The organism is Paenarthrobacter sp. TYUT067, assembly GCF_023656375.1.
Classification (GTDB): domain Bacteria; phylum Actinomycetota; class Actinomycetes; order Actinomycetales; family Micrococcaceae; genus Arthrobacter.
In genome coordinates this window covers 80,063-99,730 of sequence record NZ_JAMOIT010000015.1, presented here as the reverse complement: position 1 = coordinate 99,730, position 19,668 = coordinate 80,063, and the positions used below count along the sequence as shown (strand labels likewise).

Sequence of the window (19,668 nt, the reverse complement as noted above, 5' to 3'; positions counted from 1 at the left end):
TGCGATCAAATTACCGCCGACCAAGGAGGCACAGATCATGGGGGATCTAGCAATAGATTTCTGTGGTGAATGGTACGAACCATCCGATGAGGACATCTTCGATATTGGACGCGAAGGCGACTTGGAAGTTGATGACAACCCGTACTTGCACCGACGCTTCCTGCAAATAGCCCGATACGACGGCATGTGGTGGCTCAGTAACGTGGGCAGCATGCTGTCCGCCACTGTGGCTGACGGTTCAGGCGGCATGCAGGCCTGGTTGGCGCCCGGCGCGCGGATCCCCTTGGTGTTCAGCCACACCAACGTGATTTTCACGGCCGGACCCACCACCTACGAGTTCGCGGTGCACTTGAAGACGCCGTCTTTCCGGCATGAAGCACGCGACGAGGACCAGGCGGGCGACACCACCATTGGGCCCGTGGTCTTCACCGATTCGCAAAAGGCGCTCATCGTTGCACTGGCCGAGCCCATGTTGCGGCGCGACGGCACCGGTTTCAGCGCCATTCCATCCTCTGCCGAGGCCGCGAAGCGACTGGGCTGGGCGCTGACACGCTTCAACCGGAAACTGGACAACGTCTGCGACAAACTTGACCGGGTAGGCGTAGTGGGTCTTCGCGGCGGGGTTGGAAAACTTGCCACCAACCGCCGGGCGCGCTTGGTGGAACACGCCGTGACCTCGCACCTTGTGACCCCGGCTGACCTGCATCTTCTTGAGAAAATGAGTGGAGTCGACGAAGGATGAAGTTCCGCCTGACCTTGCGGCGTGACCCTGCGGAAGCAAAGGACCTCGCCGTAACGGTGGATGGTCGTGCCACCGTGGCTGACATTGCTACTGAATTGTGGGCCGCCGACCCCGCACGAAAGGGGACCGAACCGCCGTCGAACCTGTCCATCAGCGTGGACGAGGCTTTCGTCGGCGGCGGGCTCTCCGGGCACGTGCTGCGGCCTACGGACAACCTGCTGGAGTCCGGGTTGCGGCCCGGGTCCAAGGTCTCCCTCGCGCAGGTCAGCGAGCAGTTCGCGTCCAACGGCCACGCGAACGGCAATAGCCGGGGACCGGCAGCGGCGACGTTGCGCGTGATGTCAGGGCCCGACGTCGGACGGGAATTTTCGCTGCCTTTCGGCACCAGCTACATCGGCCGGGACCGGGACGCCGACATCCGGTTGTCGGACCCGCTGACCTCCAAGCGCCATGCCCGCATCACGGTGGGCGAAACCGTGGAAATCGTGGATACGAACTCCGCCAACGGACTCCTCATGGACGGGCTGCCGGTGACCCGCGCGACGCTTGAGTCCTCGGACACTGTCACGTTGGGCGACACATCCGTGGGCGTCGTTGCCCTGTCACGGAATCATGGTGGTGGTCCGTCGTCGCCTCTGGTGGATTTCAACCGATCGCCGCGGGTACTGCCCAGGTTCGAGTCGCCCAAGCGGGTACCGCCTGCCGGCCCCAAGCGCCCGGAACACCAGCCTTTCCCGTACATCATGCTGGTGGCACCGCTGCTGATGGGTGGCGTGCTCTTCGCCGTCACCCAGAACCTGCTGTCCGTGCTGTTCATGGCCATGATGCCGTTGTTCATCGTGGGGCACTATGTGGACCACAAGATGCAGAGCAAGCGGCAGGCCAAGGAAGGCCACAAACAGTTCAAAGCCGCCATGCTTGCCTTCCGCGAGGACATTGACAAGCAGCAGAACATTGAGCGTGCTGTCCGGCTCCAGGAAGCGCCGTCCGTGAGCGATACGGTGGACGCCATCTACAAACTCGGACCCCTGCTCTGGACCCACAGGCCCGAGCACCAGCACTTCCTGGGCGTCCGCTTCGGGCTGGGTTCGGCACCGTCGCGCATCCAGTTCGATGAACCAAGCGCCAACGAAACCGAACCGCAGTACATGCGGGAAATCCAGGAGTGCCTGACGCAGGTCCGTGTCATTGAGGGCGTCCCAATCGTCTCGCAGCTGCGTACCTCGGGCTCCTTTGGCGTCGCCGGGGACCGCAGCGTGGTGGATGACGTAGCCCGCGGCATGGTGCTTCAGCTGGTGGGGCTCCACTCGCCGGCCGAAGTTGTCCTCACATCACTGACCTCGGCACGTTCGCGTGAGCGCTGGGACTGGTTGCAGTGGCTCCCGCACGTTGGTTCGGGCCACAGCCCCATCTCCGGCGATCATCTGGCTGCCGGCCCCGGCGCCGGCGCCGCGTTGTTGTCCAAACTCGAAAGCCTCGTGGAAGAGCGCGAGTCCATGGCCAAGGAGCCTGGACCGCAACCCCGTCCTGGACTCAAGAATGAGCACGAGGAACTTCCGGGTCCGGTGGTCCCGGCCGTTCTGGTGATCGTTGAGGACGACACCCCGGTGGACCGCGGCCGGCTCACACGCTTGGTGGAACGTGGACCCGACTACGGGGTGCACATCATGTGGGTTGCCGCCAATGTGCAGTCCCTGCCCGCCGCGTGCCGTGACTTCCTCTCCGTTGACGGCGACCACGGCACCACCACCGGCCAGGTCCGCTTGGGCCGCCACACCTACCCGGTCAGCTGCGAAAGCCTTGATGCGGACCTCGCCACACAGTTGGCGCGCATGATGTCGCCTCTGGTGGATGTTGGAAACCCGCTCGACGACGACTCCGACCTCCCACGCGCCGTCTCCTACGCCACGTTGATCGGCAAAGAACTGATGGACAACCCACAGGCCGTGGCTGAGCGTTGGCAGGAAAACAACTCCGTCCACGCCACTGCCGTGCCCAACCGCAAGGACAACGGCAGCCTCCGCGCACTGGTTGGTTCCAAAGGTGTGGAGCCCTTCTACCTGGACCTCAAGAACGAGGGTCCGCACGCACTGGTGGGTGGAACCACGGGTGCCGGTAAGTCCGAGTTCCTGCAGTCCTGGGTGATGGGCATGGCCGCCGCCTACAGCCCGGACCGCGTCAGCTTCCTGTTCGTGGACTACAAAGGCGGTGCTGCCTTTGCCGACTGCCTGCACTTGCCGCACACCGTTGGTCTGGTGACTGACCTGTCCCCGCACCTGGTGCGCCGCGCGCTGACCTCGCTCCGCGCTGAGCTGCACTACCGTGAGCGGCTGCTGAACCGGAAGAAAGCCAAGGACCTTCTGGCGCTGCAACGGGAAGCCGATCCTGAGGCGCCCCCTTACCTCATCATCATCGTGGACGAATTCGCTGCCTTGGCTACGGAAGTTCCCGAGTTCGTTGATGGTGTGGTGGACGTGGCCGCCCGTGGCCGTTCCCTGGGCCTGCACCTGATCCTGGCCACGCAACGCCCGGCCGGCGTCATCAAAGACAACCTGCGTGCCAACACCAACCTTCGCGTCGCGCTGCGCATGGCTGACGAAGTGGACGCAACAGACATCCTGGGCGTTCCCACCGCGGCCTACTTCGATCCTTCCATTCCGGGCCGTGGCGCTGCGAAGACCGGTCCGGGACGCATCCAGGGCTTCCAGACCGGTTATGCCGGCGGATGGACCACCGAAAAGCCGCAGCGTCCCAGGATCGACATTGTGGAGATGGCGTTCGGTTCCGGACCCACGTGGGAACCGCCCTTGGTGTCACAGGTGGAAGAGGAACCTGCCGGTCCCAACGACATCGCGCGGATGACCGGGAACATCATCCGGGCAGCTGACGTCCTGTCTATTCAACCGCCGCGCAAGCCGTGGCTGAACGAGCTCGCCACCACCTACGACTTCTCCAAGCTTCCCAATCCCCGGACCGATGAACGCCTCCTGCTTGGAGTGGCGGATGACCCCGCGCACCAAGACCAGCCCACCGTGTTCTACGAGCCGGACAAAGATGGCAACATGGCCGTCTACGGCACGGGCGGATCAGGAAAGTCGGCGGCGTTGCGCAGCATTGCCATCGCAGCAGCAGTCACGCCGCGCGGAGGGCCCGTGCACGTCTACGGCGTGGACTGTGGTTCGTCAGGGCTCAAGATGCTTGATGGACTTCCCCATGTTGGTGAAATCATCAACGGCGACGATGTGGAGCGCGTTGGGCGACTGCTGCGTTGGCTCAAGGAAGTGGCGGATGATCGCGCAGCACGGTTTGCCGAGGTCCGGGCCTCCACCATCGTCGAATACCGGCAGCTGGCCGACCGGCCCGAAGAAAAGCGCATCTTCATCCTGGTGGACGGCATGTCTTCCTTCCGTGAGTCTTACGAGTACAGCAACTTGTCCGCACTATGGGACATCTTCCTGACGCTGGCAACAGACGGACGCCCCCTGGGCATCCACCTGGTAGTCAGCGGTGACCGCACCAACTCCGTACCGGCGTCGCTCCTGGCTTCCATCCAGAAGAGGCTGGTCCTGCGTCTTAGTTCCGAAGATGACTATATGACCCTTGATGTTCCCAAGGATGTCCTCAACGCAGCCTCACCTCCGGGACGTGGCTTGTTGGACGGGCTTGAAGTTCAGCTCGCTGTACTGGGCGGCAACTCGAACCTCGCGCTCCAAGCCCGCGAGGTGGCCAAGCTCAGCCAGGCGATGCTGCGCCAGGGCCTGGAGCAGGCGCCTCAGATCCAACGGCTCCCCGAGCTGGTGGATCTGGACATCCTGCCCAACGGAGCTCCGGACAATCCTGTTATTGGTGTCGACGACGAAACGCTGGGTTCGGCGGCCATCGCTGCCAAGGGATCCCTTCTGCTGGCCGGCCCTCCAGGTGCCGGACGTACGGTGGCGCTGGTCACCTTGGCCTACGCCCTGCGGCGCTCGAACCCGCGAACTGACCTCATCTACATTGGGTCCCGGCGCTCCGCCGTGGCGTCACTGAACATCTGGAGCAGGTCGCTGGTGGGTCCGGACGAAGTCTCGGATGTGGTGGATGACCTGATCGACAAAGCCGCGGACAACCCTGGCACCATGGCCATCTTCATCGAGGGCCTGACAGAGTTCACGGACACGTTGGCGGAATCTGGCGTGGGTCGCCTGGTGACCGCCGCGATCAAGGCTGACCAGTGGGTGGTCGGCGAGTCGGAAACGTCCACCTGGTCCCAGGCCTGGTCCCTGGCCCAGCCGTTCAAATCCGGGCGTCGCGGGCTCCTGCTCAACCCCGGGGACGTGGAAGGCGACACCCTCCTCAACACTTCCCTTGGCCGGATCAGTAAGGACTTCATCCCGGGCCGCGGCTACATTGTGGGTCGTGGAAAGGTACGCAAGCTCCAGATCGCCATGCCGCCGGAAAACCGTAGCTAGCCGGGTTGGGATCGAGGATGTCTGAGGGTTACGGCAAGATAGACCTGTGAGCACACCAGAGAATCCGGATCCGGTAGAGACCACAAGCCAGCAAGCCGCCGCGGCGATCGTCGCAGAGGAGGGGACTCCGCCATCGGAGACCCTGCGCGATGAGTACGAGGAATTAGCGGACCTCGTCCGTAAGTACCGTTACGCCTACTACCAGGAAGACGCGCCCACGGTTTCCGACGCCGAGTTCGATGAACTCTACCGCCGGTTGGAGGAACTGGAAGCACTTCATCCGGAGCTTGTCTCCAATGACTCGCCCACGCAGGAGGTTGGCGGCGAAGTGTCCTCTGCTTTCGCGGCAGTGGAGCACCTGCAGCGGATGTACAGCCTTGACGACGTCTTCTCCTTGGACGAGTTGGAGGCGTGGGTCCGGAAGGCCGAAGCTTCCGTTGCCAAGCTAGGCGACTCCGTCCCGCCCATCGCGTGGCTGACTGAGCTGAAGATCGATGGCCTTGCCGTAAATCTGCTGTACCGGGACGGCAAACTGGTCCGCGCCGCAACGCGCGGCGACGGCACCACAGGTGAGGACATCACCCACAACGTCCTGACCATCAAGGAGATCCCACGGCAGCTCAGTGGTTCGGGATACCCCTCGGAAGTGGAAATCCGTGGCGAGGTGTTTATCCCGTCCAAAGCGTTTGTGGCGTTCAATGAAACGCTGGTCGCGGCCGGTAAGGCACCGCTTGCGAACCCCCGTAACGCTGCCGCTGGTTCACTGCGCCAAAAGGACCCCGCGGAGACCGCCAAACGCCCCCTCAGCATGTTCGTCCACGGCATCGGAGCCCGCGAAGGGTTGGAGGCCAAGAGCCAATCCGACACCTACAAGCTCCTCGAGGAGTGGGGCCTCCCTGTCAGCCCGTACCTCAAGGTGCTGGATACGTTCGAGGACGTCCTGAAATACATTGCCGACTACGGTGAGCGCCGGCACAAGATCCTGCACGAGATCGATGGCATCGTGGTCAAGATTGACGACTTCGCCACCCAGCGGGCACTTGGTTACACCTCCCGGGTTCCCAGATGGGCTGCTGCCTACAAGTACCCGCCAGAAGAGGTCCACACCAAACTCCTGGACATTGCAGTCAATGTGGGCCGCACCGGGCGGGTAACTCCCTTTGGCCTGATGGAGCCGGTGAAAGTTGCCGGTTCCACAGTTGGCATGGCCACCTTGCACAATCAGGACGTGGTTAAGGCCAAGGGCGTCATGATCGGCGACATCGTGATTCTCCGCAAGGCAGGAGACGTCATTCCGGAGATCGTTGGACCCGTGCTGGCGCTGCGTGAGAAGCAGGATCCACCGGTGCGCGAATTTGTGATGCCCACCGAATGTCCGTCCTGTGGGACGCCGCTGGCGCCGTCGAAGGAAGGCGACGTGGATATCCGTTGCCCCAATGCCAAGTCCTGCCCCTCTCAGCTGCGGGAGCGGGTGTTCCACCTCGCGGGCCGTGGGGCGTTCGACATCGAAGCCCTTGGCTGGGAAGCAGCCATCGCCCTGACGCAACCGGCAGAACCGGAAACACCGCCCCTCACCAGTGAGGCAGGCCTTTTCAGCCTGACCCGCGAGGACCTGGCAGAGGTCAAAATCCGTAGGGAAAAGCGTTCCAAGGGTGTGGGAACGGGCGACTACGAGCTCGTCCCGTACTTCTACACCAAGGGAACGGCCAAGTCTCCGTCCAAACCAACGGCAACCACGGAGAAGCTGTTCGTGGAGCTGGAGAAGGCGAAGAAGCAGCCTCTGTGGCGCGTTCTGGTGGCGCTCTCCATCAGGCATGTTGGGCCCACGGCATCACGCGCCCTTGCCACCGCGTTTGGCAGCATGGACTCCATCCGCAACGCCACGGAAGAGCAAATGGCTCATGTTGATGGCGTAGGCCCCACCATTGCGGTGGCGCTCAAGGAATGGTTCGCCGTGGACTGGCACAACGAGATCGTGGACAGCTGGGCCGCTGCCGGGGTGCGGATGGAGGACGAACGCGACACCTCGATGCCGCGGACCCTTGAAGGGCTGACTGTGGTGGTCACCGGTACGCTGCCCAACTTCAGCCGCGACGAAGCCAAGGAAGCCATCATCATCCGTGGCGGCAAGGCCTCCGGATCTGTCTCCAAGAACACCAGCTATTTGGTGGCCGGTGAAAGCGCCGGCACCAAGCTGGACAAGGCGGAGCAACTCGGCGTCCCGGTGCTGGACGAGGACGGCTTCCGCGAGCTCCTGGCCAAGGGTCCGGCACAGGCGGAAACTGGATCGGAAGCAACCCCTGCGGATGAAGCATCAGCGGAAGCGGCTTCAGAATGACGGACGCCAAGGAGCTGCTTGCTGTGGCCAAACGTGCTGCGGCAGCCGGAGCTGCTGTGCTTGCGCAGCGGTCGGCCACTGGTACGGGTGGTGACGGTTTGGAGACCACTAACAAGGGTGAAGCCGGGGACTGGGTCACGGCCTTCGATGTCGCGGCGGAGAACGCGGTGCGCGAGGCGATTATTGCCGAGCGGCCGCACGACACCATCACTGGGGAGGAACATGGCACTACCCGGCCGGAGCAACCCTCCGGGTACCGCTGGTCCATTGATCCTCTGGACGGGACCACCAACTTCATCCGCAACATCGTCTACTACGCCACCTCCGTAGCGGTGGCGGATTCCGACGGCGTCTGGCAGGCCGGCGTCGTTCACGCGCCGGCGCTGGGCCGCATCTACTTCGCAGCCCGCGGGCTCGGCGCCTGGATGGAGGCCGGGGGAGAGGCGACGCCTCTTGCCGGTCCTGTCCCCGGGCGCACAGGGCTCATTTTGGCCACAGGCTTCAGTTACGACCCCGCCACACGAGCCAGCCAATCGGAAGGCCTCGCCGAGCTCATGGATGGTTTTGCCGATGTCCGGCGTCTCGGGTCGGCAGCCTTGGACCTCTGCCTCGTGGCCGACGGTACCTTTGATGCCTACGGGGAACGCGGCCTCAACGAGCACGACTTCGCTGCCGGGGCCCTCATTGCGGAAGAAGCAGGTTGCTGGGTTCGGCGGCCGCGATTGGAAAGCCCACTTGATGGTGGCCCCAGCGCGGAAGACCGCTTGGCATCATGGATGTGCGCCGGGGCCCTTGAACTATCCGGCAAGTTCCCTTTGTGACCGCCAGTGATCAGCACACTGGCCATCGCCAACTACCGTTCCATCCGGGACCTCGCCATGGAGCTGCATGGACTGGACATCGTGACAGGGGCCAACGGCAGTGGAAAGTCCTCCCTCTACCGGGCGCTTCGGCTGTTGGCCGAGTGTGCCGGCGGAGACTCCGGAAACGTGGTGGGCTCCTTGGCCCGGGATGGCGGGTTGGCCTCAACACTCTGGGCCGGGCCTGAGTCAATCAGCGAGGCCATGAGGCGTGGTGAAGTCCCCGTCCAGGGAACAGTCCGCCGGGAGTCTGTGAACCTGAAACTGGGCTACTCCGGTGATGACTTCGGATACTTGGTGGATCTTGGCATGCCGGCATCCAGCGGGGCCGGTTTTGACCAGGAGACCGGCCGTTCGCGCCCCTCAGCGTTCAGTCTGGATCCTGAAATCAAACGGGAACAGATTTTCTCCGGCCCCGTGGCGCGGCCGGGATCGTTGTTGGTGGACAGGAAGGGGAGCCTCGCCAAGCTGCGCGGACCGGACGGCGATTGGACTGAGCTTTCACGGAGGTTGGACACTTTCCAGAGCATGCTGACGGAGGTCTCGGACCAGGACCGGGCACCGGAAGTTCTGCGGGTTCGGGACTCGGTCCGCTCATGGCGGTTCTACGACCATTTCCGCACAGACGCCGAGGCCCCCGCTCGTCAGGCGCAGCTGGGAACGCGCACCCCCGTGCTTCATCACAGCGGCAAGGATCTCGCGGCCGCACTGCAGACACTGCGGGAGGTGGGTTTCGAGCGGCAGCTGGATGCCGCCGTCGATCATGCTTTTCCCGGAAGCCGCTTGGAAATCGCCGTTAGCGATGGTCGGTTCAGCGTGGAACTCCGTCAGCCCGGCATGCTGCGCCCCATGAAAGCTGCTGAACTCTCGGACGGTACCCTGCGCTTCCTCCTGCTCGCCGCGGCATTACTGACGCCACGGCCACCAGAGCTCATGGTCCTGAACGAGCCCGAGACCAGCCTCCATGTGGACCTGATGCCGGCACTGGCCGGACTGATTGTCCAGGCCAGTGCCAACAGCCAGATGATTGTGGTGACCCACTCCGATGCCTTGCTCAAGGCACTGCGTGATAGCGGTGCAGCCCATGAGCATGAGCTCTACAAGGACCTGGGCGAAACCAGGATCAAGGGCTTGGGGCAGCTGGAAGGCCCTTTGTGGAGCTGGCCGAAGCGTTGAAGCGGCAAGCGATGATCGGACGGGCGATGATCGCTCAATGTTGCAGGCTCAGAACGCCGATCCGATGGACGTGAGCTGCTGTTCCGCCGAACCGGCGTAGCGGTTCTCAGGACGAGCCAGTCCGTAGTGCCCACGCAGGGTGGACGCTGTGTATTCGGTGCGGAACAGGCCGCGCTGCTGAAGGATCGGCACCACATGGTCCACGAAGATCTCCAAGCCGGAAGGAAGCGCCGGCGGCATGATGTTGAAGCCGTCCGCTGCCCCTGCGAAGAACCAGTCCTGAATGGCATCGGCAACCTGCTCCGGAGTCCCGGAGAAGGTCCGGTGACCTCGCCCGCCACCCAGTCGTCCGATCAACTGCCGGACCGTGAGCTGTTCACGCCTGGCCAGCTCCACAATCAGCGTGTAGCGGCTCTTGGCTCCTTCGATCTCGTCCTCTGAGGGCAGGTCGGCAGGCAGTTGGCGGTCCAAGGGAAGGTCCTCGGGGGACAAACGGAGAGTCTTGGCCAGCTGCTCACGGGCATACTCGGGTTTGATGAGCTGATCCAGTTCACGCTCCAGTTTGAGGGCTTCAGCCTCGGTGGAGCCGATCACAGGGACGATCCCGGGCAGGATCTTGATGCCCTCCGGATCACGACCCACGGCTGCGGTGCGCGACTTCAGGTCTGCGTAGAAAGCCTGCGCGTCGGCCAGGGTCTGGTGTGCCGTGAAGACGGCTTCTGCGTACTGTGCGGCCAGGTTTTTGCCATTCTCGGATGATCCAGCCTGCACAATCAGTGGATGGCCCTGTGGGGAGCGGGGAACGTTCAGCGGACCACGGACCCGGAAATGCTTCCCTTCGTGGTCCACCGTGCGGATCTTGGTGTCGTCACCCCACACGCCCTCGGCTTTGTCAGCCAGGATGGCGTCGTCTTCCCAGCTATCCCACAGCTTTTGGGCAACGTCAATGAATTCGGCAGCCCGTTCATACCGGACAGCGTGTGCCGGCTGGTCGTCCACGCCGAAGTTCCGCGCGGCATCTGGCCCGGCGGTGGTCACGACGTTCCAGCCTGCACGGCCCCCGCTGACCCAATCAACGGACGCGAAGCGGCGGGCAAGATTGAAGGGATCGTTGTAAGTAGTGGATGCGGTGGCGATCAGGCCTATCTTTTGGGTCGCTGCGGCGAGGGCCGTCAGCAGCACCGTCGGCTCCAACTTTCCGGCAGGGCGCCGGCCCACTTCACCGAACAGGACAGGCGAGTCTGCGAAGAAGATGGAGTCCAGCTTTCCTCGCTCGGCTGTGCGGGCGAGGTGCTGATAATGCTCCACCTTGGTAGGGGCAAAGGGATCGCTTTCAGGTAGACGCCATGATGCTTCGTGATGTCCGGTGCTCATGAGGAACGCGTTCAGGTGGAGTTGGCGGTCTGGCGGGGTCATGGTTGCTCCTTGGGATCGGGACGTTTGGCTGGCGGTGTGGCAACTTAAGCACGCGTACAAAGACCTCCGCCAGCAGCCCGACATGTCTGCGCAACAGCACGAAACCGGGGTTCACCGCGCGCAACGCAGCTCAATTCGACGCCACGGGAGGCAACACGAAAGCAGCCCGACGGCCAGTGGCTGGCGCATCGCAACCCGGCCATCCGGCGTCGTGCCTTCACACCATGACTGATAGTTCCATCACGGAAAGGGGCATTTGGCGCCGTTGGTGCGTGAAGCACCACTACCATTGGTAGGTGCTTTCGCCGATTACCGTCCGTCCCGCCCTGCCCGAAGACTACGACGCCGTTGCCCGCATTACGCAGGAGTCTTACGTCACCGCGGGGTACTACGGCGACGCCGATCACCCGTACCTGCAGAAGCTCCAGGACGTGGCAGGACGCGCGGAACACGCAGAGATCCTGGTGGCTGAGCGCAATGGCGAGGTCATCGGCTCGGTAACTGCGGCACCGGCAGGCGGCGGCTTTTCGGACATCGGCCTCGAGGACGAACTGGAGCTCCGTACCCTCGTAGTGGATCCGGCAGTACAGCGCTCAGGGGCGGGCCGCGCCTTGGTGCAGGCCGTCGTCGACCAAGCCAAGGCCATGGACGGAATTAAAGCCGTATCCTTGACCACCGGCGCCACGTGGGAAAGCGCCAACGCCCTCTATGCGAGGACAGGCTTTGACCGTGCCCCGCACCGTGACTGGTTTGTCCCAGGCACCGACATAAAGCTGTTCGTTTACCGGCTGGACCTCCCGCAGTCATAAAGTTTCCTTCGTAAACGCCGGTCACCGGACCGGGCGAAACGACAGGAAAGGCGCGGCATGCGCAAGACATTCGGCACGGGCTCGGTCTGGGAACAGACCCTTGGCTACTCCCGTGCAGTCCAGGTGGACAACACTCTTTTCATCTCCGCCACGGCAGCTTCCGGGCCCGACGGCATCGTTGGTGACGACTTCTACTCCCAGACCAAGTACATCCTTGAGAAGCTCGGTGCTGTCCTGGAAGACGCCGGCTTCTCCTACGAGGACGTTGTGCAGTCCAAGTTGTACCTGACGGACATCAGCAAGTGGGAGGACGCCGGCCGCGCCCACGGTGAGGTCTTCGGTGAGATCCGCCCCACGCTCGCCTTGGTGCACGTGCTGCCGTTCCTTGATCCCGAGATGCTGGTGGAAATCGAGCTCGTGGCGCAAAAGTCCGCCTAGCGCACCCAACTGAGTCGCATTTGTGCGCGTTTTGAGCCCTCAAAACGCGCACAAATGCGACCTACTTGGGTTAGCCGGGGACGCCGTAGCGGTGTTCCGGGCGGCCTGTGCTTCCGTAGCGCAGTTGGATCTCGACGGCGCCATCGTCCGCCAGCGAGGACAGGTACCTTTGCGCCGTGGCCCGGGAAACGCCAACCCGTTCTGCCACCTCGGCAGCTGAATACTGCTCGCCGGGAAGCAACGATTCCAGGACGGCCAGCTCGGTTGCCGAGCGGGGTTTCGCGGCCGGTGCGACGTCGCCGGGAATCAAAGACCGTTTGGCGCGTTCAATGGTAATCTGGTCCACGGCGGCCTGTTGGCCCAGAATCCGCCGGTACCTGGCATAGGACCTGAGCTGTTGGGACAGGGACTCCGCGGTGAAGGGCTTGAGCATGTATCCCAGCGCGCCGCGGCGCAGGGCAACCTTGATGGACTGCGCATCAGAGGCAGCAGTCAGCATGATGGCATCGACGTCCAACTGCCCCAACAGGTCCAAACCAGAGCCGTCCGGCAGATACACGTCCAGCAGCACCAGGTCCGGGCGGAGGCTGTGGATCGCTTGCAGGGCCTGTGAAACAGATCCCGCCGGCGCCAAGGCCATGAATCCGGCCACGGAATCCACATAGGCGGCATGGAGCCTTGCCACGTGGAAATCATCGTCCACGATCAATACCCGTAAATCCTCAGCCATTGCTGTCCTTCCTCAACGTTGAGTCGGCCGCTGTGCCCGCATGCTCCGCTGAATCCATGACGCCGGGGATGGTCGCCATGAACACCGCCCCCGGACCGCCGTGGCCGCCGGGCTCCAAGACGCGGACATCGCCGCCACGCCGCCGCGCCAGCTGCCGCACCAGCGCCAGCCCCAAACCTTGTCCAGCCCCCGAGCGTACCGGTTGTTCCGACGTCGTAAATCCTTCGGCGAAAACCTCTTCCGGTTCCAGGCTCCCCAAACCGTCTCCGGAATCGCCCACCAGGATGTGCAGGGTCCCACCGTTTTCGGTGACATCGTCCAGGAGTTCGACCTCCACCCAACGTTCCGCTGAAGAGCCGGCGACGGCGGCACTCACCGCGTTGTCGATCAGGTTGCCGAGCACGGTGGTGACGTCTTGCGGATCGGCCACGTGCCCACGGACCAGTGTTTCAGGGCCGATGCGGAGGGCCACTCCGCGTTCCGAAGCCTCCACGCCTTTCGCGCCAACGAAGGCCTGAAGATACGCGTCCTGGAGCAGTTCAGCCTGCTCTACGGGGAACTTCAGCGGACCAGTGGCTGAGATCCGGGCCAGGTACTCCTTGGCGGCTTCGTGCTGGCCGATGCTCATGAAACCGGCAATGGTGTGAAGTTGGTTGGCGAACTCGTGGCGTTGGGCGCGCAGGGCCGTGGACATGGTCCCCACGGCGTCGAGCTGGCGGGTCAGTTGCTGCAATTCCGTACGATCCCGCAGCATGACCACCCACCCCAGGTCCTCCTGCCGATGCCAGGCTTTGCGGGCGCTGGCCACAAGAACGCGTGCGCCGGCCACGATTTCGACGGCTTCGGCGTCCCGGGCTGCCGGTTGGGTGAGCTTTTTGAGCTGTTGAGGAACCGTGGCGGAAGCCCAATCCTGGCCAGTGGCATCGGGCATGTCCAGGAGCCGTGCGGCGGCGGCATTGAATACGGAGATGCGTCCGTCCGCGGATATCCCGATCACGCCATCATCGACGCCCTGGAGCACTGCCACTTGGTCGTGGACCAAGGTGCTGATTTCCTCCGGTTCCAAACCGAGCGTGAGCCGTTGTAGCCTGCGCCGGAGCAGGAAGGACGCCAGGACCCCGGCAAGCAGGGCGCCGCCAGCGGTGAGTGCGATGGGCACGATGTCCCGGGCAAGGCTGTTGCTGAGCGACTCAACCGAGTAGCCCACGCTGACTTCGCCCACGATCGTCTCCGAACTTCCCGGCGCGTACACCGGCACTTTTGCACCGGCCGAGGGCCCCAACGTTCCTGTGTTGCGGGTGGTGATTTCCTGCCCGCCCAGCGCCACTGAAGGGTCTGTGCTGACGCGTTGGCCCAGCCGCGCCGTCTCAGGGTGAGCCAGGCGCAGGCCGGTTTCGTCCGTGATCACCACGAACAAGGCCCCGGTCCGCAACCGCACAGCCTCGGCCGCAGCCTGCAGGGGACCGGACGCGAGGACATCCGGGGGAGGGGTTCCCTCTTCCTTGCTGATGGTTTGCACGCCGGACCTGATATCGGGATCTGCGGCGACCGTCCTGGCGAGGGTTAGTGCTTGGTTTTCAGCTTCGGTGCCGATGCGTTCGTATACCAGCCACGCATGGACAGTCCCGCTGAGCAGGACCACCAACAGCACAACCCCCAGCTGAAGGAGAAGGGTTTGGGTGGAGAAACGCATGCTGACCCGGCTATTGCGCGGCACCTTCGCTCCTTTCCTCCTGAACCATTGAATCACTGAGCATAATGCGCAAAACGTTCGCAACGAGCAGTATTCCCAACAATTCCCCGAAACCCCTGCCCGTGACGGAGGCCACCATATTGTCTGTAGTGCGCATCACACTGACGTGGCGCCATTCACAGTAGTAAGGAGCCGGCCGTGCTGGTTTTGCTTGGATTCGCAATGATTGCGGTATTCATGGTCCTGATCATGACCAAAAAATTGACGCCAGTACTGGCGCTGATCATCGTCCCCACCGTCTTCGGCCTCTTCGCCGGGGCGGGCCTCGGCATCGGCGACATGGTGATGGACTCCATGAAGTCCATGACGTCCACGGCCGCGCTCCTCATGTTCGCCATCATCTACTTCGGCCTGATGATCGACGTCGGACTGTTCGACCCCCTGGTGAAGTTCATCCTGCGCAAGCTGGGCAACGACCCCGCCAAAGTGGTCCTCGGCACCGCCATCCTGGCGGCCGCAGTCTCCCTGGACGGCGACGGCTCCACCACCTTCATCCTCACCACGGCCGCCATGCTCCCGGTGTACCTGCGGCTTAAAATGAGCCCAGTGGTCCTGACCTGCGTGGCCGGCCTTGCGAACGGCACCATGAACATCCTTCCGTGGGGTGGTCCCACAGCCCGCGCAGCAACCGCGCTCAAGCTCGATGTCAACGACGTCTTCGTGCCCATGGTCCCCTCGCTCATCGTTGGGCTCCTCGTGGTTCTGGTGTTCGCATGGTTGCTCGGCCTGCAGGAACGCAACCGTCTCCGCACCACCGCTCCGGAGATCTGGGGCGACGTCGCCGATCCTTCGGAAGCGTTCGACGGCGGCGCGGGCCGCGGCGGCGGTTTGGTTGCCGCTGGTTCGGGTTCAGGCTCCGGTGCTGGCCGCTTCGGCTTCGGCCGCAACTCCGTCTCCACAACTGCCGGCAAGCCGGGAACCGGCGGAGGTTCCGGCGTCGCGGTTCTTGAAGACCCGGCCACGCTGGTGGACGATCACGACACCGCCATGGCAGACACTGCCCTGGACCCCAACCGCACTACGCTGCGTCCCAAGCTGTTCTGGTTCAACCTTGGCCTGACCGTCGCCGTCATGGTGGTCCTGGTGGCCAACATCGTCCCGCTGCCGTTCGTGTTCATGGTGGGCTCCGCGATCGCCCTGCTGGTCAACTTCCCCAAGGTCAAGGACCAGGGCGCCCAGCTGATCGCCCACGCACCGTCCATCGTCGCGGTCGTCAGCATGGTCATGGCCGCCGCAGTCCTCACCGGTGTCCTCAACGGCACCGGCATGGTCAAGGCAATGTCAGAGTGGCTCGTCCAGATCATTCCCGCCGAAATGGGCCCGTTCATGGCAGTCATCACCGGCCTTTTGAGCATCCCAATGACGTTCTTCATGAGCAACGACGCCTTCTACTTCGGGGTCTTGCCGGTCCTTTCCGAAACCGCCGCACACTACGGCGTGGATGCAGTGGACATGGCCCGCGCCTCCATCACCGGTCAGCCCTTCCACCTGCAGAGCCCCCTGGTGCCGGCCATCCTCCTGCTGGTTTCACTCGCCAAGGTTGATCTGGGTGACCACCACAAGAAGGTCCTCTGGCGCACGGCCGTGATCTCGGTGGTCATGCTGGCAGTCGGAGTACTGACTGGAGCCATCGGCATCGGCTAACGAGCCACCGCTTCGGGTGTCGAGTTCGCGGGTTCGCCTTCAATTCGCCGTTCAGCAACGGCGTATTGTGCGGCGGACCCGCGATTTGGCGTGAACACCGCCTCGGCGCTGCGCTCACCGGGTCCTGGCTCGCCGTGCTGCCGAGCTGACGCCCCCGACCACGTGGTCGAGGTGAGAATGAGGTAGCCACCTAGGTGGTCTTCTTTCGAGCAGCCGGGTCCAAAGTGCATTCACCCATCACCATAATGAAGCTAACGCTCTTCGTTGGTGTGAAGATCAGCACGACGCCTCTAGGAGCCGAGGCAATGATTTCAATACCGGTAGTATCCGGGCCCCTGTTGTCAAAGATATTCTCAATCTTGTAGCCCTTGGACTCCCAGTGGGCTTTCATCCTGTCCACGGCTGCCTGGGGATCGTCAATGGGCCCGCCCTTTATCTGGCGCTGATACAGCCGGCCGTCTGCACGTGCGTGCACCCCGCAAGGTTCTGACACGTAATCCGCTGTGTCGTTACGGTCCCACCCGGGCCATGTTGTGCCCGACTGCTTGACGGTGTCATCCATGGCATCCATGAACTCTGTGAACACCTCTTCGGCGCTTCGCTCGCCGGGTCCTGGCTCGCCGTGCTGACCATCATTCGCTGGGTTCATGCCGCATCCCGTCATCACCAAGCACCCCGTCAATATCCATGCCAACCACGTTTTGCGATTGGGTTTTGTCGTCGTCATCTGCTCTGCTCCTCGGCGAGTTCTTCCGGGGTGAGATCGCGTTCGATCAGGGGCCCTGTGGGGAAGCTCATGCCGCCGTAGCCGGGCTTCTCTTCGTGGCGGAGCGGGATCAGTTCCTTGATCAGATGGCCGCGCCCGGTTGAGGTGAGGGCAATGTTGTGACCGGACTCGGTCCTCGGGTCCAGGTAGCCGTGACCGGTAGTGGCGGCGAAGACGGTGTCGCCGCTACCGTCGACCGCCCAGCCTTTGGCGTCGTGCCCTGCCGTTCTCTTGTAAACCTTGCCCGTGTCGGGGTCGTAGCCGCCCTCTGAGGAAAAGATTTTGCCCCCGAACCAGTCATCGGCTGGATCCCACCGACGTTCCCGGCCTCTCAGCCCACTGCCGACGATCCCCAACGGGGCGACCCGGTCCTCGCTGGCCGCGGTCACATACACCTCGGGTTTCCCGGCCGGGTCTTTGGCCACGTGCAGGTCAGCGGCCGAGCCGATCTCCCGCCACTCAATACCTGCAGACCCGAAGAACGTCGCCGTCGCCACCGCATGCTTGAGTGCTTTCAGCGCGTACGAGGCCGTGGTGGTCCCGTAGGAGTGGGCCACCACGTTCAAGCTCGGCGGGCTGACATCGACAGATTCACTCGCCCGGGTTTCGGTGAAGCCATCCAACGCAGCGGCCAGTTTGGCACCGCCGGCCTTGGCCAGTTCGGTCGACAACACCTCGGCGCTGGGCGGTTCTTCCGGGCTGTCATAGCCAACCCACGACACAACAGCCACGCCCGGGTGGTCGTCCTGTATTTCGAGGGCACGCTCCTGCCCCCCATATAGGTCCTGTGCTGATTTCGTCCAGGATTCCAGCCCGTCCGCCACTGTGGTTTTCATGCCGGGGACGTTCCACGTCACGTTGGTGGCCGTGTCCAGATCCCCGATCGCAACCGCCACGAGTGGCTTGCCGTTCTCGTCCGGGGTGAAAGCGACCATGCTTCGCGGCGCCGCGGGATCTTCATCGTTTCCCTTGCGGGGCTCGAGCGCCTCGTAGATCACCTGCAGCGCGGCCCTGTCTACCGCGCTGGTCCGGGGGTCCTTGAACACGGCATCAAGATTCACCCGGTTCGCTTTCGCCCGGGCCTTGAACGGCACCCCGTTGAGGTTCCCGATCACCCCCGGCGCGGCGACCAGCAACGCGGCCTGCTGCTCTGAGGACAACCCCGCCCACCAGTCCTTTACCTGGCCCACCGTCGGGGGACAAGAAAACCCCGACCGCAGGAAATCGGACTCGGCCGTCCCGTAATCAAGCAACTGGCCCGGCGTGAGAGTGCCCAACAACTCCAGCATTTCCAACGCCCCCGTAGCACCGGCGACTTCAGCACTTTCCAAGTCCTTCAACCGCGAACGGGTCCGCTCCACCGCGAAATCCGTCACCGTTCCGCCGTCGTAATACACCGGCACCGACACATCAACCGGACGCACAGCGCAAATCAGCCTGGCGCAATCTTGCTCAGCCTGCTCATGCTCAGCCGCCAGTGAAGACACCCTCTGCCTCAACTCTGCGAGCTCCAGCGCCACCGGCTTCCCATGGCTGCTTCCTAAGGACGGCGTTTCCGGAACACCATCAAAAGGCACCACTTCGCCGAGGCGCAGCCGCGTTCGCCTACGGAAATCCTCGATCTCCTCCAACAGCACACCCCGACGCCGATTCAACTCCCGCACCGAATCCGCATACCCCATCAACGCCCGAAACACGGTAGCCAACCCCGCCCGGAGCCCCTCACTCACCCGGGTCGGGGTCCCGAACGCAGCCACCAGCTCCGCCGCCTCCGGAGCCCGATATGCATCCACCAAGCCCGACCACTCCGACGCCGCAGCCTGAACCACATTCACAATGCCCTGCGCCTGCTCCAACAACGGAACCGCTGCTTCCTCCAACGCCCCAGGATCCGGCTACCCGTCCAACACCGACACATCAATCTCATACATGGCCCGGCCCCCTAACGCACCGGCACCGGACGGAACCGTTCCACCCGCAAACCCGCGCCGGGCCAGCCGTCCAAACTTTTGGTCTGCGCCAAGGACGTGGTGGCCATCTGCTCATCACCGGCAACATAGGCGGCAATAGCAGCCTGTGCACCACCAAAAATATTGGCCGGCATGAACATATATCTAGGAGTGCACCTGAGGGCTCAAACGTGATGAAGAATCAAAAAGTTGGGGCACCACCCCTTCGTCTGACCGGCACACCCAACCCAAGTAGACTGGTTCGGAAAACCATTTGAACTTTGCAGGGGAGATCCATGGCTGCGATCAACCGTGACGACGTCGCGCATCTTGCGCGTCTGGCTCACATTGAAATGAGTGCCGAAGAACTGGACAGGATGGCTGTTGAGCTTGCTGTCATCGTGGATTCGGTCAAGAGCGTGAGCGAAGCTGCGGGGGAGGACGTCCCGGCGACGTCGCACCCGATTCCGTTGACCAATGTGTTCCGGGAGGACGTTGTGGGTCACACGTTTACGGCTGAGCAGGCGCTTTCCGGCGCACCGGATGCTTACGAGAACCGTTTCAAGGTCCCGGCAATCCTGGATGAGGACTAATCA

At 63.3% G+C, this 19,668-nt stretch carries 15 protein-coding genes; 9 read left to right on the top strand and 6 right to left on the bottom strand.

Going from position 1 to position 19,668, the window contains the following annotated elements; all coding sequences use genetic code 11:
- Positions 1-37 precede the first annotated feature (37 nt).
- Genes MOD31_RS14710 through MOD31_RS14690 form a run of 5 tightly spaced genes read left to right on the top strand, consistent with a single transcriptional unit; the run spans position 38 to position 9,567 of the window.
- Entirely contained in the window at positions 38-742 is a 705-nt protein-coding gene (locus MOD31_RS14710; RefSeq protein WP_141283662.1) for a hypothetical protein, read from the top strand.
- The gene (locus tag MOD31_RS14705; protein ID WP_250820976.1) at positions 739-5,193 is read left to right on the top strand and encodes an FtsK/SpoIIIE domain-containing protein; all 4,455 of its coding nucleotides are present in this window, start codon (positions 739-741) and stop codon (positions 5,191-5,193) included. The genes MOD31_RS14710 and MOD31_RS14705 overlap by 4 nt, the downstream gene beginning before the upstream one ends.
- Before the next feature lie 46 nt (positions 5,194-5,239).
- Positions 5,240-7,531 carry an NAD-dependent DNA ligase LigA gene (gene ligA, locus MOD31_RS14700; protein WP_250820975.1) on the top strand — a complete coding sequence of 764 codons (2,292 nt, stop codon included), beginning with the start codon at positions 5,240-5,242 and terminating at the stop codon, positions 7,529-7,531.
- The gene (locus tag MOD31_RS14695) at positions 7,528-8,352 is read left to right on the top strand and encodes an inositol monophosphatase family protein (RefSeq protein ID WP_250820974.1); all 825 of its coding nucleotides are present in this window, start codon (positions 7,528-7,530) and stop codon (positions 8,350-8,352) included. Before ligA ends, MOD31_RS14695 begins: the two co-directional genes overlap by 4 nt.
- A 6-nt stretch (positions 8,353-8,358) precedes the next feature.
- Positions 8,359-9,567: an AAA family ATPase gene (locus MOD31_RS14690; protein WP_250820973.1), complete on the top strand. Its 1,209-nt coding sequence runs from the start codon at positions 8,359-8,361 to the stop codon at positions 9,565-9,567.
- 48 nt (positions 9,568-9,615) lie between these two features.
- Here MOD31_RS14690 and MOD31_RS14685 read toward each other — a convergent pair whose 3' ends face one another.
- Positions 9,616-10,983 (bottom strand): LLM class flavin-dependent oxidoreductase, encoded by a 1,368-nt coding sequence (locus MOD31_RS14685; protein WP_250820972.1) that lies wholly within the window; start codon positions 10,981-10,983, stop codon positions 9,616-9,618.
- A 296-nt stretch (positions 10,984-11,279) separates the two neighbouring features.
- Between MOD31_RS14685 and MOD31_RS14680 the strand changes: the two genes are divergently transcribed.
- Both MOD31_RS14680 and MOD31_RS14675 read left to right on the top strand, forming a co-directional pair.
- Positions 11,280-11,792 (top strand): GNAT family N-acetyltransferase, encoded by a 513-nt coding sequence (locus MOD31_RS14680; protein ID WP_142939765.1) that lies wholly within the window; start codon positions 11,280-11,282, stop codon positions 11,790-11,792.
- A gap of 57 nt (positions 11,793-11,849) precedes the next feature.
- A complete protein-coding gene (locus MOD31_RS14675; RefSeq protein ID WP_144652068.1) occupies positions 11,850-12,230 on the top strand; it encodes a RidA family protein in 381 nt (126 codons plus the stop codon).
- Positions 12,231-12,300: 70 nt separating this feature from the next.
- On the opposite strand, the gene MOD31_RS14670 is transcribed toward MOD31_RS14675, so the two are convergent.
- Complete coding sequence (locus tag MOD31_RS14670) at positions 12,301-12,960, bottom strand: response regulator (protein ID WP_250820971.1); 660 nt, start codon at positions 12,958-12,960, stop codon at positions 12,301-12,303.
- Entirely contained in the window at positions 12,953-14,653 is a 1,701-nt protein-coding gene (locus MOD31_RS14665; protein ID WP_250820994.1) for an ATP-binding protein, read from the bottom strand. The genes MOD31_RS14670 and MOD31_RS14665 overlap by 8 nt, the downstream gene beginning before the upstream one ends.
- 198 nt (positions 14,654-14,851) lie before the next feature.
- On the opposite strand from MOD31_RS14665, the gene MOD31_RS14660 reads away from it, so the two are divergent.
- Entirely contained in the window at positions 14,852-16,357 is a 1,506-nt protein-coding gene (locus tag MOD31_RS14660) for a CitMHS family transporter (RefSeq protein ID WP_223942140.1), read from the top strand.
- A gap of 190 nt (positions 16,358-16,547) precedes the next feature.
- Here the strand turns inward: MOD31_RS14660 and MOD31_RS14655 are convergent, their stop codons facing one another.
- From MOD31_RS14655 to MOD31_RS14645, 3 genes are all read right to left on the bottom strand, one after another.
- Positions 16,548-17,006 (bottom strand): hypothetical protein, encoded by a 459-nt coding sequence (locus tag MOD31_RS14655; RefSeq protein WP_250820970.1) that lies wholly within the window; start codon positions 17,004-17,006, stop codon positions 16,548-16,550.
- A gap of 74 nt (positions 17,007-17,080) precedes the next feature.
- The gene (locus MOD31_RS14650) at positions 17,081-19,003 is read right to left on the bottom strand and encodes an alpha/beta hydrolase (RefSeq protein WP_250820969.1); all 1,923 of its coding nucleotides are present in this window, start codon (positions 19,001-19,003) and stop codon (positions 17,081-17,083) included.
- A gap of 62 nt (positions 19,004-19,065) precedes the next feature.
- Positions 19,066-19,227: a hypothetical protein gene (locus MOD31_RS14645; protein WP_160147660.1), complete on the bottom strand. Its 162-nt coding sequence runs from the start codon at positions 19,225-19,227 to the stop codon at positions 19,066-19,068.
- A 141-nt stretch (positions 19,228-19,368) separates the two neighbouring features.
- Here MOD31_RS14645 and gatC point away from each other — a divergent pair, with 141 nt between their 5' ends.
- Positions 19,369-19,665, top strand: coding sequence for an Asp-tRNA(Asn)/Glu-tRNA(Gln) amidotransferase subunit GatC (gene gatC / locus MOD31_RS14640; protein ID WP_017199363.1), 297 nt, complete (start codon positions 19,369-19,371; stop codon positions 19,663-19,665).
- Positions 19,666-19,668 lie beyond the last annotated feature (3 nt).